General features: G+C 48.1%; 14 protein-coding genes. 3 read left to right on the forward strand and 11 right to left on the reverse strand.

Features of this window, described 5'->3' with window-relative positions; genetic code table 11:
- Positions 1-139: 139 nt before the first annotated feature.
- The 4 genes from OU814_RS28775 to OU814_RS28790 all read right to left on the reverse strand — a co-directional run bounded on the left by OU814_RS28775 (position 140) and on the right by OU814_RS28790 (position 4645).
- Positions 140-2449, reverse strand: a complete 2310-nt coding sequence (locus OU814_RS28775) for a heavy metal translocating P-type ATPase (protein ID WP_268242966.1) — start codon at positions 2447-2449, stop codon at positions 140-142.
- Between the two features lie 67 nt (positions 2450-2516).
- On the reverse strand, positions 2517-2702 hold the full coding sequence (locus OU814_RS28780) for a hypothetical protein (protein WP_017288391.1): 186 nt from the start codon (positions 2700-2702) through the stop codon (positions 2517-2519).
- A 95-nt stretch (positions 2703-2797) separates the two neighbouring features.
- Positions 2798-3076 (reverse strand): TM2 domain-containing protein, encoded by a 279-nt coding sequence (locus OU814_RS28785; protein WP_268242967.1) that lies wholly within the window; start codon positions 3074-3076, stop codon positions 2798-2800.
- Positions 3077-3136: 60 nt separating this feature from the next.
- Complete coding sequence (locus OU814_RS28790) at positions 3137-4645, reverse strand: CPBP family intramembrane glutamic endopeptidase (RefSeq protein ID WP_017288393.1); 1509 nt, start codon at positions 4643-4645, stop codon at positions 3137-3139.
- A gap of 241 nt (positions 4646-4886) precedes the next feature.
- Here OU814_RS28790 and OU814_RS28795 point away from each other — a divergent pair, with 241 nt between their 5' ends.
- Together OU814_RS28795 and OU814_RS28800 are read left to right on the forward strand one after the other, a co-directional pair.
- Entirely contained in the window at positions 4887-5891 is a 1005-nt protein-coding gene (locus tag OU814_RS28795) for a permease (protein WP_268242968.1), read from the forward strand.
- Between the two features lie 2 nt (positions 5892-5893).
- On the forward strand, positions 5894-6658 hold the full coding sequence (locus OU814_RS28800; protein WP_144056360.1) for a TIGR03943 family putative permease subunit: 765 nt from the start codon (positions 5894-5896) through the stop codon (positions 6656-6658).
- Positions 6659-6736: 78 nt separating this feature from the next.
- Here the strand turns inward: OU814_RS28800 and OU814_RS28805 are convergent, their stop codons facing one another.
- From OU814_RS28805 to folD, 4 genes are all read right to left on the reverse strand, one after another.
- Positions 6737-7300 (reverse strand): Uma2 family endonuclease, encoded by a 564-nt coding sequence (locus OU814_RS28805; protein WP_190653158.1) that lies wholly within the window; start codon positions 7298-7300, stop codon positions 6737-6739.
- A 72-nt stretch (positions 7301-7372) separates the two neighbouring features.
- Positions 7373-7873 carry a divergent PAP2 family protein gene (locus OU814_RS28810; RefSeq protein ID WP_017288399.1) on the reverse strand — a complete coding sequence of 167 codons (501 nt, stop codon included), beginning with the start codon at positions 7871-7873 and terminating at the stop codon, positions 7373-7375.
- Between the two features lie 29 nt (positions 7874-7902).
- A complete protein-coding gene (gene crtE / locus OU814_RS28815; protein ID WP_017288400.1) occupies positions 7903-8826 on the reverse strand; it encodes a geranylgeranyl diphosphate synthase CrtE in 924 nt (307 codons plus the stop codon).
- A 48-nt stretch (positions 8827-8874) separates the two neighbouring features.
- Complete coding sequence (gene folD / locus OU814_RS28820) at positions 8875-9753, reverse strand: bifunctional methylenetetrahydrofolate dehydrogenase/methenyltetrahydrofolate cyclohydrolase FolD (protein ID WP_190653156.1); 879 nt, start codon at positions 9751-9753, stop codon at positions 8875-8877.
- A 266-nt stretch (positions 9754-10019) separates the two neighbouring features.
- Here folD and OU814_RS28825 point away from each other — a divergent pair, with 266 nt between their 5' ends.
- Positions 10020-10391, forward strand: coding sequence for a hypothetical protein (locus tag OU814_RS28825; RefSeq protein WP_051077798.1), 372 nt, complete (start codon positions 10020-10022; stop codon positions 10389-10391).
- A gap of 44 nt (positions 10392-10435) precedes the next feature.
- Here OU814_RS28825 and OU814_RS28830 read toward each other — a convergent pair whose 3' ends face one another.
- The 3 genes from OU814_RS28830 to OU814_RS28840 form a co-directional block, all read right to left on the reverse strand.
- A complete protein-coding gene (locus OU814_RS28830; protein WP_017288403.1) occupies positions 10436-11035 on the reverse strand; it encodes a sulfite oxidase-like oxidoreductase in 600 nt (199 codons plus the stop codon).
- Positions 11036-11122: 87 nt separating this feature from the next.
- The gene (locus OU814_RS28835) at positions 11123-11296 is read right to left on the reverse strand and encodes a 50S ribosomal protein L32 (RefSeq protein WP_017288404.1); all 174 of its coding nucleotides are present in this window, start codon (positions 11294-11296) and stop codon (positions 11123-11125) included.
- A gap of 87 nt (positions 11297-11383) precedes the next feature.
- Positions 11384-12991 (reverse strand): DUF3352 domain-containing protein, encoded by a 1608-nt coding sequence (locus OU814_RS28840; RefSeq protein WP_268242969.1) that lies wholly within the window; start codon positions 12989-12991, stop codon positions 11384-11386.
- Between the last annotated feature and the right edge of the window lie 48 nt (positions 12992-13039).

Raw genomic sequence — 13039 nt, forward strand, 5'->3', positions numbered from 1 at the left:
GATCGGATCAACACAGTACGAGTACCGACATTTCTCGAGATAACTTGCTGCGGGATTTCATTGTAATAAATAAAACATGGTCGGAGCAAATTTGATCGAAATGATCCTGGCTCTCATTGATCAGCCCTACTTTAGCTGATCATTCCGAAAATGACGATTTTGTAAATCCTCGTAATAATAGAGAATTCGTAACGACGCTGACTGAACTCAGTGCCATCAATGCCCCTGCAGCAGCCGGACTGAGTAAGAGTCCAAAGCTAGGAAGCAATGCACCTGCTGCGATCGGAATTCCCAACAAGTTGTAGCCAAAAGCCCAAAACAAGTTTTGCTGAATTTTAGTAAAAGTGGCACGACTGAGCCGAATCGATTCCACAACATCCGTCAGTCGATCGCGCATTAAAACAATACCTGCTGTTTCGATCGCGACTTCTGTGCCGGATTTGAGCGCAATTCCGACATCTGCTTGTGCCAGTGCGGGCGCATCGTTAATTCCGTCTCCGACCATCGCGACTTGATGCTGGTTCGCTTGCAGTTGTGCGATCGCGGCTGCTTTCTCTTCGGGCGGAATTTCAGCCAGAATTTCAGTAATTCCCAGTTCAGATGCGATCGCGCTTGCGGTTTCTTTACGATCTCCGGTCAGCATCAGAATTTTGAGATTCAATTTCTTCAGCGCTTGAATTGTTGATTTTGCATCTGATCTCAGAGCATCGGACACAGCAATAATGCCAATCAGCTTATCAGTTGCAACATAGACGATCGTTTTTCCAGAGGCGGCGAGTTGATTCGCTTGCTCGATCGCTGATGCAGAAATCTCGATCTGATTTTTCTCCATCCATTGTGCAGTTCCGAGAAAAGCAGGCTGCTGATCAACCGTTGCTGATACTCCAAATCCAGGCAGGGTATAGAAATCTTCAGCAGGGAGCAGGGGTAAATCGGTAGCGGCTTGCTGGATTGCAGCAGCTAAAGGGTGACGGGTTCCGCGTTCGACAGCGGCTGCAATTTGGAGCACTTGGTTGTTCTCGAATTCAATTACATCTGTGACGACTGGCTGACCTGTAGTCAGCGTTCCAGTTTTATCAAAGACGATAGTATCGAGTGAATGCACCCGCTCTAAAACGTCTCCTCCTCGAATCAATAAGCCTCGCTCAGCGCCAATACCTGATCCGACGAGAATCGCAGTCGGTGTCGCCAGTCCGAGCGCACAAGGACAAGCGATCACGAGGACAGCGATCGCGAGTTTGACACTCAACAACATCGGAGACGGATGTGACATCATTCCCATGCTATGAGAATGCTCCATGCCAATTGTCCAAGCTCCGGCGTTTGACCAGAGTTTTGTGCCGATAAATTCCCAAAACAGAAAGGTCAGCAGCGCGATCGACATGACACCGTAAGTGAAATATCCTGCGATCGTATCTGCGAGTTTCTGAATCGGGGCTTTCCGCGCTTGGGCTGTTTCGACGAATTCGAGGATTCTTGCCAAGGTCGTTTCTTTCCCGACTCGCGTGACTTGTAGCGCGATCGCGCCGGATTGGTTCATGGTTCCAGCGGTTACAAAATCGCCGACTTGTTTTTGTACCGGAACGGATTCCCCAGTCAACATCGATTCATCGATCGTCGTTTCACCCTTCACAATCTCGCCATCAACGGGGATCTGCTCACTGGGTAAAACTTGGAGCCAATCCCCGGGACGAAGATGCGCAACCGGAATTTCGATCGCGCTTTGATGCGTGTCTTGTTTACCGATTAACCTTGCGGATTTGGGCTGCAATGCGGCGAGCGATTGCAGCGCGATCGCAGCTTGTCCACGGGCGCGTTGTTCGAGCGTGCGTCCTAACAAAATAAACCCGACTAACATCACAGGCTCATCAAAAAAGCACTCCCATCCGAGTTGTGGGACGATCAAGGCAACAAAGCTAGCTGTAAATGCAGTCAGTGCGCCCAAGCTAACGAGCGTATTCATGTTAGGGACATTGCGGCGTAGCCCCTGCCAGCCCTCTACAATCATCGATCGTCCTGGAAAGCTCAAAGCTGCGATCGCGAGTCCGCAGTGAACCCAAACATCGCTGAGCAAAGGAATTCCTAAATGCCCGATCGTCGAGAAAATCAGCAACAGAATCGCGATCGCTAAATTGGTCGTCTGCTGTTTTTGTTCGAGTTGCCGACGCGCGGCTAAATCTTCTGCACGGGTTGAATCTTCAGACGTGCGAGGCTGACTTGGAAATCCAGCTTCTGTCAAAGTTGCAGCAAGATGGTCAGGATCAACTGAGCGATCGCATTCCACGGTTGCGAGTTCAGTCACCAAATTGACTGTGGCAGATTTGACTCCGGGTTGTTGGATTAATTGTTTTTCAACGGCTCGAACGCATCCGGCGCATTTCATGCCAGTGATATCGATCGTGACAGTTTCAGTTGATTCGAGAGTAGGTGATAAGAGAGCTTCAGACACAATTCAGCGCTCCGGAAAACTTCTTTCTTGAGCGTAGAAGAGTTTGACTAAATTGTGGAGAGTTTTTCTAATCTTTCAAGGTATCGCGGCGAAACCAGAGGAAGTAAATGACTAAACCAATCTGCACCGGAACGAGCGCGAGATAATTTTTCAGAATTGGATTGATATCCAGCGAGGAAAAGGCATTGAAATATCCCATTCCTAACAGGGCACAGAGAAAGTACAGCGAGGGTTTGGGCAGTTTTTGCAGCATTAGGGCGATCGCTCGAAGTTGGGAGAGACTAACGAAACTCCGAGTTTTTCAAAAACTCGGAGTTCTCACATTACGTAAAACTTTTAGCGGTTTGACTAAAACCAGCCTTTTTTGTTCTGAACGTAGGTTGCAACAAAGTCCTCGTCGGATTTAGTCAAATAGATGATCCCTTCAACCAATCCAACAATCCCTGTCAAACCGCAGGTCGGAAGGCAGGCAATGAGCATAATAATGCCTTCAGTTGTATATCCCAAAACAAACTTGTGAACACCAAGTCCACCTAATAAGATGCCGCAAATTCCTGCTGCAACTTTCTTGTTCGCGTTGCTCGAAGACCCACTCGTCATATGTTTAAAGTCCTTATCGAAACTCATCTAATACGACCGCAGTGTACCCTAGCTTTATCAATTCCAAACACAAATTTTACACTTGTTCTAAGTAGATGTACTGCCTAATAAGAACAAAGTTAACAGGGTTCCACTGTTCCAGAGTGCATGGAGTAGCACTGATGCCATCAAATTTTGAGTACGGGTATAAACGAATCCCAGAATAATTCCTAACACGGTTAGCGGTGCAACTTCGGACAAACTGAGATGCACGATCGCGAAAATTAACCCACTCAACACGATCGCTTGCCAAGTTGTGAAATATCGCGTCAATGAAGGCAGTAAAAATCCTCGGAAAAATGTCTCCTCAAACAAAGGAGCTAAAATCGCTGCGGTAATGAAAAACAGCGTAATTGCGATTCCGTCTTGACCTTCGAGTGCGATCGACAATAAAGGATTACTTCCTCCGCGCCCTTGCCAAATCTTTTCATTGACCCAAGAAACTCCCACCAGTAACGGATACGCCGCAACATAGCCTCCAACTCCCCACAGCAGCCATTTGCCCTTCAAGCTGAAGCGAAACCAATTGTCTTCTAACGATAAGAACCGTTTAATCGAGGCATAGAGCACGCCTAAACCGCCCGCAGCTAGACAAACATAAGTAATCAGCGCGAGAACTGCGCGATCGCGAACTGTAAACATCGTCGGATCAATCTGAAACGCCGATTTCGCCACTGCAAGTCCTGTCGGCAGAAGAATCTGCCCAATCAAAATTTGACCAACAGCAAAAAATCCCACGACTAAAACCTGCCAAGTGATTTCATAATCCCAAGGCACCGTCCATTTGATCAGATTTGTGCCGACTAAAAGCGACTGTTTGCGCTGAAGCAGCCATTGACCTGCTAGAAAGAGCAGCAAGCCAAATCCAAGAACCATGGCAATGGTTGGAATCGCATTCGCAGTGACCCATTTCGTGAGGGCTGACTGAGACTCAACTTGTTCGAGCGATCGCAATTCATTCAAAGCAGTTTCTCGTTGCTCTAAGGTGTAGAGCTTTTCTAGGGCGCGGTTGCGAAACCAGCCGTTGAGATTTTGTTTCAGAATAGATTCTGCTTGCGGTGGTAACGAATTTTGCCAAAGGGCGGTGAGGGTAGTCGCCGTCGATCGTAATTCGCTGCTTTTCTTGGTTTGTGATCCCGTTGTCTTCAGCGTTGCCCAACTTTTCAGTGCGGCTTCTACTTGGTTTTGCTGCGTTTGAAGAATACCAATTCTAATATCTAATTCATCTCTAAGGGTTTGCTGTTTTGCAAGCTCTACCTTGATCGGATCGGTTGCAGAATCTTCCTCAATTTGAGACTGAGCAGACACGATGGCTTTTTCAACCGACGATCGTGTGTCTTGATAGGCTTTCAATGCTGTTTTTTGCGGCGTTCGATCCGTTAAAACGGGCGTGGTTTGGTTGCCTCGATATTCCGCTGCCTCTAGAAGTAAATCATTCTGGGCTAGCTCTAAGCGGCTTTGAAACTGAGGCTGACTCCAACTTCCAATCAGATCGAACGTAATTGCTGCGATCGCAACGAACGTTAAACCCCACAATAAAATCCGCTTCGCTGTCATAAAGTTCTCCTAGTGCCCTTAGCTATTTTAGAGAACCGCGACAGAACTGAAGATCATTTCAGGAGGTCATTCATGCAGCAGTCCGGACTGGCATGAACGCTGAAAAAATTAGGATCGCCTGAAATGCTGATTCGATTTGGTGAAAAAGGCATGTAGATTGTTTTTTCTCTATCCGTTTACTTTCATCGCTTTCCGGTTCCCTGCTATGATCCCCTCTAATCTCCTCACAAGTCCTGACTGAATGGCTCAAATCAACAGTGCATTCACGCTCTTTATGAGTTTGATGGTCGAGGCAATGCCCTTTTTGCTACTTGGGGTGCTGTTCTCTGGCTTGCTGCAATTTTTTATCGATGAGCGAAAGCTTGTGGCGATTTTACCCAAAAACGCTTTTCTGGGTGCATTTGTCGGTAGCTGTATTGGATTTCTCTTTCCGGTCTGTGAATGCGGTAATGTGCCTGTGGCTCGACGGCTTTTGTTACAAGGTGCGCCGACTTCGGTCGCGATCGGGTTTCTCTTAGCCGCGCCGACGATTAATCCGATCGTGTTTTGGGCAACTTGGACAGCTTTTCGTGACCAGCCCGAAGTCGTTCTCTTTCGTATCCTGTTTTCGCTGATTATTGCGACCGTAATCGGCTGGGTTTTTAGTGTGCAAAAAGATGTCCGCCCTTTGCTTCAGTCGGGTGTTGCCGCTTACATGAATCGCAAGTTAGAAGCCTCGTCTTCAGCGTCGCCATTATTACAATCTGGCACTTATTTCCTAGGACAGTCGAATAAACCTCTGATCACTGACCCGCTCGAATATCAAGCGATGCTCAGTAACAAAACCGAGAAACCTGCAAATTATCGGTTTCACCTGTTGCTCGATAACACCATTCAAGAGATGCGCGAGTTGGGTGGAGTCTTGGTTTTAGGTAGTGCGATCGCGGCAATTCTCCAAGTCTTCGTCCCGCGTGACTTTATTCTGGGATTGGGTCAAGATAATGTGACTTCTATTCTCGCAATGTTGCTGCTGGCAGCAGTGGTTTCGATTTGCTCGACTGTGGACTCGTTTTTCGCGTTGTCATTTGCTTCGACTTTTACCACAGGTTCACTGGTCGCTTTTCTGGTATTTGGTCCGATGATCGATCTCAAAGGTGTGGGATTGATGCTATCGGTATTTAAGCCGAGGGCAATTCTGTATATCTTTGGATTGGCCGGTCTGTTGACGTTTCTGTTCTGTTTATTTGTGAATTTGTATATCAGCTAATGATGTCTAGAATTCCTTGGCGAGTGTTGACTCCGTGGTTAAATTTGATGGCGATCGCGGCTTGGGGATTTGCCATTCTCAAGTTTTGGCTGACGGAACAGTTATTTCTGCTCATCCATCCGAATTACAATATTTTGACGATTTCGGCTGGATTTGGCCTGCTGTTCGTTGCTGGGATAAAAGGCTTTTACCTTTGGCGAGCACGGCGAGAACCGCAACTTGTGCAACCTGATCTGCCTCATGCGACGTTCTTTCCGCCTGCATTCAGCAGTGCGCTGCTGTTAATCGTTGCGATCGCAGGATTGGTGATTACGCCTCGTCCGTTTGCAAGTCAGACGGCAATCGATCGCGGCGTCAATGATTCGATTACGCTGACTCGTGTCAGACCTCAAACCTTTCAAGCTTCAGCCCGAACAGAAGATAAGAGTTTGATTGATTGGATTCGCACGCTTCAGGTGTATCCCGAACCGGATGCTTATACCGGACAAAAAGCGAAATTGCAGGGCTTTGTGGTGACGACTCCAGAACTTTCAGAGCAGTATTTCTTGCTGACTCGTTTTGTCATTACTTGCTGTGCAGCAGATGTGTATCCCGTAAGATTGCCTGTGAAATTAACCAGCGGCAAGAATTCAGATTACAAAGTCGATTCTTGGCTCGAAGTCGAAGGGCAGATGATCACAGAAACGATCGCAGATAAGCGCCAACTCGTCGTTCAAGCCAGTTCGATCAAACCGATTCCCGAACCGAAGAATCCCTACGATTATTAAAGAGTTCTTCTCAAGATCGGGAGACGTTCCTAGTCTTGAGAAGAACCCTTGAGTCGTGACGATTTCTCGCAGCGATGCTTAGCGAAAGAACTCAGTAACCGCACAACTAAAATTCGGGAGAATTCTAGAGGTCAATGTATCTTGAGCAAACAATGTTGCGGACAGTTTCAACAGTGCATCTTGGCGATCGTAAACTTCGAGTTGCTGAAGTCGCCAGTCTAGAATCCAATATTCTTGAACGCCTCGTTCTGCATAGAGCTTGAGTTTTGTTTCTCTGTCTCGCCGTTCATTCTGTGTTCCCGGCGAGAGGACTTCAATAATTAATTCTGGCGCGATCGTGAAATGCCCTTCTTCGTCAACTCCTGCGGCTAATCGCTCATGAGACATCCAGATGACATCGGGAATTACATTGTCTGCATCGTCGAAAATAATGCCTGGAGTTGGAACCGTTTGACCAAGTTGGGATGAAATTGACCAAAGATTGAGGATTTGGTAAGCCTGCCCGATCGCTTTTTGATGTTTCCAATGAGGCGCACGAGTCATCAACAAATGTCCATCAATAATTTCATAGCGACTGCTGCTATCCGGCAGAAGTTTGAGATCTTCAGTTGTCCAACGAACTCGATCAGAAGCTTGAGTCATGGGAAGAATTGGAAGATAGATCTTGCTTTGATAGTAAAGGATTTTTGATGATCGATCTCGAGCTTTAATCCTCTAATGCACCCCTGCAATTTGAGCAAACACCGATCGCCAACTTCCTCCTAACCACCATTCGCCAATCACACACACGACGACTCCGAGCAGTGATCCCGCAATCACTTGCACAGGCGTATGTCCAAGCAATTCTTTCAGGCGGTCTTCATTGAAATGATGATCGCCTGTAAAAAATTCATCCATGATTTGATTGAGGATTTTCGCCTGTTTTCCAGCCGCCTGTCTCACACCCTGCGAATCGTACATGACCACAAATGCCACGATCGTTGCGATCGCAAATTGCGTACTACTCCAGCCATCGACCATGCCCACACCCGTTGCCAACGCTGTAACTAAAGCCGAATGCGAACTGGGCATTCCACCGGTTTCGACTAACACCCGAAAATTGACTTTGTGATTGACAATCAGTTCGATCACGAGCTTAGTGGCTTGAGCAATCAAACAGGCAACGAGCGCTAAGAGCAGCACTTCGTTATCCAAAATTCCAGCAAAGTCCTGCATACGGTGGGGGGATAGAGGGATAGGTAGAGTTAGTTTTTGCGGGCAGTGATGTAATCAGCGATCGCCATAAGTGGCAGCGCTTGTTCACCAAATCCAGCGACCTCAGCTTTCGCCTGCTCAATGAGTTGTTGAGCCTGACGTTTCGATTCTTCCATGCCTAAGAGGCGGGGGTAAGTCGCTTTCTCAACATTCGCATCTTTGCCGATGCTCTTACCCAATTCTTCTTGAGTCGAAGTGATATCGAGTAAGTCATCAACAATCTGGAACGCTAATCCGATCGCTTGAGAGTAACGGCTGAGACGTTGCAGATCAGACTCCGACCCGCCTGCCAAAATACCGCCACTGACGACGGAGGCTTCAAGCAATGCCGCCGTCTTGTGCGTGTGAATAAAGTTCAGTGTATCAAGGGTAATGTCTTTTACGCCTTCGCATTCGAGATCGACCACTTGACCGCCAACGAGTCCAGCCGCACCCGCCGCACGACCCAGGCGAGAAATCACTTTTAATAAGCGATCGGCGCTGACATTGCGAGTTTCTTCCACAATGTGCTCAAAGGCATAGGCAAGTAATCCGTCACCCGCTAGAATCGCAACCGCTTCTCCATAAAATTTGTGATTGGTGAGTTTGCCGCGACGGTAATCGTCGTTGTCCATCGCAGGCAAATCGTCGTGAATCAGCGACATCGTGTGGATCATCTCCAGCGCGCAGGCAGTCGGAATAGACATCTCTGGTGTGCCATTAAACAGATCACAGGCAGCGAGACAGAGGACAGGACGCAGCCGTTTTCCCCCTGCGAAGAGGGAATAGCGCATCGCTTCATAAATCTTATCGGGATAGACGACGGGAAAGGCTCGATCGAGAGCAGCTTCAACTTGTTGCTGTTTTACTGATAAATAGCCCTTTAAATCGAATTGCGCTGCTTGATTCGATTGAGTTGTCCCGGTCGCGACCATTCCCGTATCCTCCTAAGCCTAAATTCGTAATGTCAATTTGAAGTTGCTTTATTTTTGGAAGCGCTGTTGATAGCTCCATACTGTATTGTGCAACAACATGGTGACAGTCATCGCACCTACTCCACCTGGAACAGGAGTAAGATATTCCGCCACGGATTGTACCGCATTAAAGTCTACATCTCCGACAAGTCGGCTTTTTCCTGTGGTTTCATCAGTGATGCGGTTGATCCCGACATCCACGACGATCGCGCCCGGTTTGACCATGTCTGCGGTGATTAAGTTGGGACGACCGACTGCGGCAACGAGAATGTCAGCGCTGCGAGTGACTTCTGCGAGGTTCGGAGTGCGAGAATGCGCGATCGTGACAGTAGCATTGGCATCGAGTAGCATCAATGCGATCGGTTTGCCTACGAGAATGCTGCGCCCGACGACAACTGCTGTTTTGCCTGCGGGATCAAGGTTATATTCTTCTAAAAGTCGCATGACTCCATAAGGCGTGCAACTTCTCAATCCTGGCTCTGTTCTCACCAACCGCCCTAAATTCATCGGATGCAAGCCATCAGCATCTTTGTCTGGATGAATTTGGTTGAGCAGGGCGACGCTATCGAGATGATCGGGAAGTGGAAGTTGAACAAGAATGCCATCTACTCGATCATCCGCATTGAGTTGTGCGATCGTCTCTGCAACTTCGGCTTGAGTTGCGTCGTTGGGAAAATGTTTGCCAAATGAAGCGATCCCAACTGCGGCGCAGGCTTTTTCTTTGTTACGAACGTAGGCGGCACTGGCGGGATTATCGCCGACCATCAGCACGGCTAAACCGGGAGGACGACCATATTGGGGAGTCAAAGACTGAACTTGTGTAGCGAGTTCAGTCTGCATTTTTTGAGCAAGGGCTTTTCCGTCGAGGAGTTGCGCGATCGAAGACATACGTGAAGACGTGAAAAAAGTTGACTAAAAACTAAAAAGATCGGACAAAATGTGAGACGTAACATCTCAGGTTGATGAAGGTTTGATTTGAACTTCCCGATGATGAGGAAGCTTTTTGCATTGGATAGATAGTGACTTTCATTAGTTTCGCAGATTCACGCATTCTTGGGTGAATTGAGTTTTTGCGGGGAAGGTTGCTCTTGAAGTGAAATGACGAGTCGGTAGGGTGCTATCGCGTAGTTTTCTCAGGAAAGGGCGGGTGACTTATGGGTTTCTCACGGATTGGAGTTGTGCTGTTGTGTGTGAGTGCAATCGGGTGTACGACTTCGCCAGATTTGCCGTCTACGTCAAATAACGTGTTATCGGTGCTTGAGCCTGGAGAGCAGGTAAAAGCGAATCAGGTGAGTCAGAAACGCGATCGCGTGGTGCAAGTACAGGGTCAAATTAAGGCGCAGGCTCCGCTCATGGGCGGACAGCGAGCGTATGAGGTGCAGGATGAGACGGGCAGTGTTTGGGTGGTGAGCGATCGAACTGTGCCTGCAACCGGAAGCCGGGTGAGTGTGCAAGGTAGGGTGAAGTTTCAGAAGATCGAGATTGGGGGGAAGGATCAGAGTTCGGTTTATATTGAGCAGCAGTAGAGAGGGTGGGGAGTCTACTCCCTACTCTCCACTCCTCACGTTCATCAAAACCTGCCACTATACCGTTCCTCTTTCCAGGGATCGCCCCGATGGTGATACCCATTGCGTTCCCAGAATCCGAGATCTTCTTTCGGAAGAAACTCTAGACCATTAATCCATTTAGCGCTTTTCCAGGCATATAAATGGGGAACAACGGTACGCATCGGGCCGCCATGATCTGCGGGTAAGGGTTCGCCAAATAAGGTGTGAGCGAAGAAATTTTCTTCGCGGACGAAATCATCGATCGAAATATTTGTGGTGTAGCCTCCGTAGCAGTGTTCCATGATATGCACTGCTTTGGGATCAACCTCGATCGCATTCATAAAATCTGTGACTTTTACGCCAACCCACTTCACATCGAGTTTTGACCAAGTGGTGACACAGTGAAAATCTGCCGTAAATTCACTTTGCGGCAGTGCCATAAAATCATCCCAAGAAAAAGTCTTTTCTTTTGCCAATCCCCAGACTCGAAACTGCCAGTCTGCACGATCGACAATTGGGGTCTCTCCATAAGTCAAGACGGGAAATCCTGAAGCGAGTCTTTGACCTGGAGGAACGCGATCGCCATGTTCGCTGCCTGGTTTTTTGAAATACTTACCTATCATGATTCTGACTCCTAATCATTACCCTAAATCATAGGATCAGAATCAGAAATGCGTGACTCTTCATTGCGTCGGAATCACGCATTCTCGTTATTCTTCGTCAGTTTCTTCGTCAGTTGGATAGACGAAGCCTTTCGCACGTCCGGTCAAAATTGACTTGCCGAGGGACAAAGCGCGTTGTGCTTGCAGGTTTGCTTTACGTTTCCAGGTTGCTTTGCGCTGGTCACGCTTTGCACTTGAGGTTTTCTTCTTAGGTTGTGCCATGATCGGCTCGGAGTTTAAACAGCCTTCCTATTCTACGGCAGGATCGCAATTTCCGGAGTCGATCGACTCCAGAAATTTGCATCCACTCTATTTCGCTGGTTTCAATGCCAGGACGGCTTCAACTTGGCTGGTGGTTCGGTCAATTTGGCTAGTCGTACTGCCGATGCTGCGTACGGACTCCAAGACGGCGCGGGCTTCCGGGTCGAGTTGGGCGGCTTGGGTTCCCTGAGTGAACTTCGTCATCAAGGCGGTCATTTTCTCGACATCCATGTAGAAATAACCCGTATTTTGCTTCGGCAAGGCAGCCATTACGGTTTTGAAGCCATCGCTGCTGTCGAGTGCTGGATTTGCTTGGCTTGAGAAAGAAGAGACAAGCGGTTCACCCGTGGCAATAAATAGCGTATCGTCGTTGATCCAGCCATGTCCTAACAGCGCACCTTGCGGAGTTTGCCACTCGGTGACTTTCTTGCCGTTTACATCGCGTTGCGCGATCGACAAAGATTGGTTTTTCGCCAAAGTATCCAATTTACCTAAAGTCGATTCGGCAGTTTTGCGATCGCTGGTTTGAAATACAAGGGCTTGACCAAATCCCAAATCCGCCATCATGCCTTGGTTCATCGGCATCAGTCCGATCGCGAAGTCGCCGGTCATCCAACCAAAAATGTCTTTGTCGAGGTCAAGCCCGATCATCTGACTGCTGCCTCGCATCAAATCGACGATTCTTTTAGCCTCCTCATTGTTTTGTGACTGCTCGGTCACTTGATTCCAGTAAGAATTGAGATTCGAGCCAGAGATTAAAGCAAACGTGTCAGCGGGGAAAAGAGCCGCGGCTTTTCCTGCCGAAGGTTTGAAGTCGATCGCGATTTTGGGATCAACTTTGACTTCTCCTTTGAAGCGCAATCCGACATCGGCGATGCTGAGTGTGCCTGTTACCGATTGCAGACTTTTTAGAGATTCGATCGCTGTCGCATCCATTTTGGGATCAGCGCTCATTGCTTTCGCGATCGCAGGAATAGGCATATAAACGCGAGCAATCACTGCTTCTCCAGCGTCTGGTTGAGCGAGTTGCGTTGCCGTTTCGGGATTGGTTGCGAAAGAGGGGTTGCCTTTGGTTGCCTCGATTGATTGCTCAATGCCAGCGCGATTGCTTGCGATGACAAGGTAAGCGTCGTTGAGAACAGCGGTGTAGTAAGGTGTTTTACTCTTTTCCGGCAAGGTTTCAAAGATTTTGACTCCTTGATATTCGGTTTCGGTGGTTTTGGCTTTGGAGTCGCTCTTCACTTTGTTGGCGAAACTCAAGGCACTCATTTTGTCTTTGATGCCGATCGCGGCAACGACTTCGGCGTCTTCTTGCTTGCTGCTGGGCATGACGGCAATCATCATGTTGCCCATCCAAGGTTTGATATCCTTGTCGAAATCAAGCTTGGCATCGCTCATCATGTCTTGCTGCATTTTTTGCAGGTTTTGTTCGATCGCTTTTTGAGCGGCGGGCGTACCGAACTTTTTCAGCTTTTCCCAAGTCTTCTCATCGGTTGAAACGAAGGTCGCCATATACGCTTCATCGGGAAGCACTTTGGCGATCGCTAAAGGTGTGGTTTTATCAGAAGATGTGCGATTGAGAAAAAAGAAGCCTGCAGCACCCCCCACGAGAGCGACTACAGCCAGACCAGGTAGAATGAGCTTTTTTAAAGCCATGAGCGTTCCTCAAAATTGTTATCGCTACGGTGAACTTCACCTCAGTTT

Origin of the sequence: Leptolyngbya sp. GGD (genome assembly GCF_026735145.1) — a bacterium.
Lineage (GTDB): Bacteria > Cyanobacteriota > Cyanobacteriia > Leptolyngbyales > Leptolyngbyaceae > Leptolyngbya > Leptolyngbya boryana.

Bases quoted from the DNA above. Each gene is read 5' to 3' on its own strand.
- OU814_RS28780 (WP_017288391.1), bottom strand. From the start codon at position 2,702: ATGCTGCAAAAACTGCCCAAACCCTCGCTGTACTTTCTCTGTGCCCTG.
- OU814_RS28785 (WP_268242967.1), bottom strand. From the start codon at position 3,076: ATGAGTTTCGATAAGGACTTTAAACATATGACGAGTGGGTCTTCGAGC.
- OU814_RS28790 (WP_017288393.1), bottom strand. From the start codon at position 4,645: ATGACAGCGAAGCGGATTTTATTGTGGGGTTTAACGTTCGTTGCGATC.
- OU814_RS28795 (WP_268242968.1), top strand. From the start codon at position 4,887: ATGGCTCAAATCAACAGTGCATTCACGCTCTTTATGAGTTTGATGGTC.
- OU814_RS28800 (WP_144056360.1), top strand. From the start codon at position 5,894: ATGTCTAGAATTCCTTGGCGAGTGTTGACTCCGTGGTTAAATTTGATG.
- OU814_RS28805 (WP_190653158.1), bottom strand. From the start codon at position 7,300: ATGACTCAAGCTTCTGATCGAGTTCGTTGGACAACTGAAGATCTCAAA.
- OU814_RS28810 (WP_017288399.1), bottom strand. From the start codon at position 7,873: ATGCAGGACTTTGCTGGAATTTTGGATAACGAAGTGCTGCTCTTAGCG.
- crtE (WP_017288400.1), bottom strand. From the start codon at position 8,826: ATGGTCGCGACCGGGACAACTCAATCGAATCAAGCAGCGCAATTCGAT.
- folD (WP_190653156.1), bottom strand. From the start codon at position 9,753: ATGTCTTCGATCGCGCAACTCCTCGACGGAAAAGCCCTTGCTCAAAAA.
- OU814_RS28825 (WP_051077798.1), top strand. From the start codon at position 10,020: ATGGGTTTCTCACGGATTGGAGTTGTGCTGTTGTGTGTGAGTGCAATC.
- OU814_RS28830 (WP_017288403.1), bottom strand. From the start codon at position 11,035: ATGATAGGTAAGTATTTCAAAAAACCAGGCAGCGAACATGGCGATCGC.
- OU814_RS28835 (WP_017288404.1), bottom strand. From the start codon at position 11,296: ATGGCACAACCTAAGAAGAAAACCTCAAGTGCAAAGCGTGACCAGCGC.
- OU814_RS28840 (WP_268242969.1), bottom strand. From the start codon at position 12,991: ATGGCTTTAAAAAAGCTCATTCTACCTGGTCTGGCTGTAGTCGCTCTC.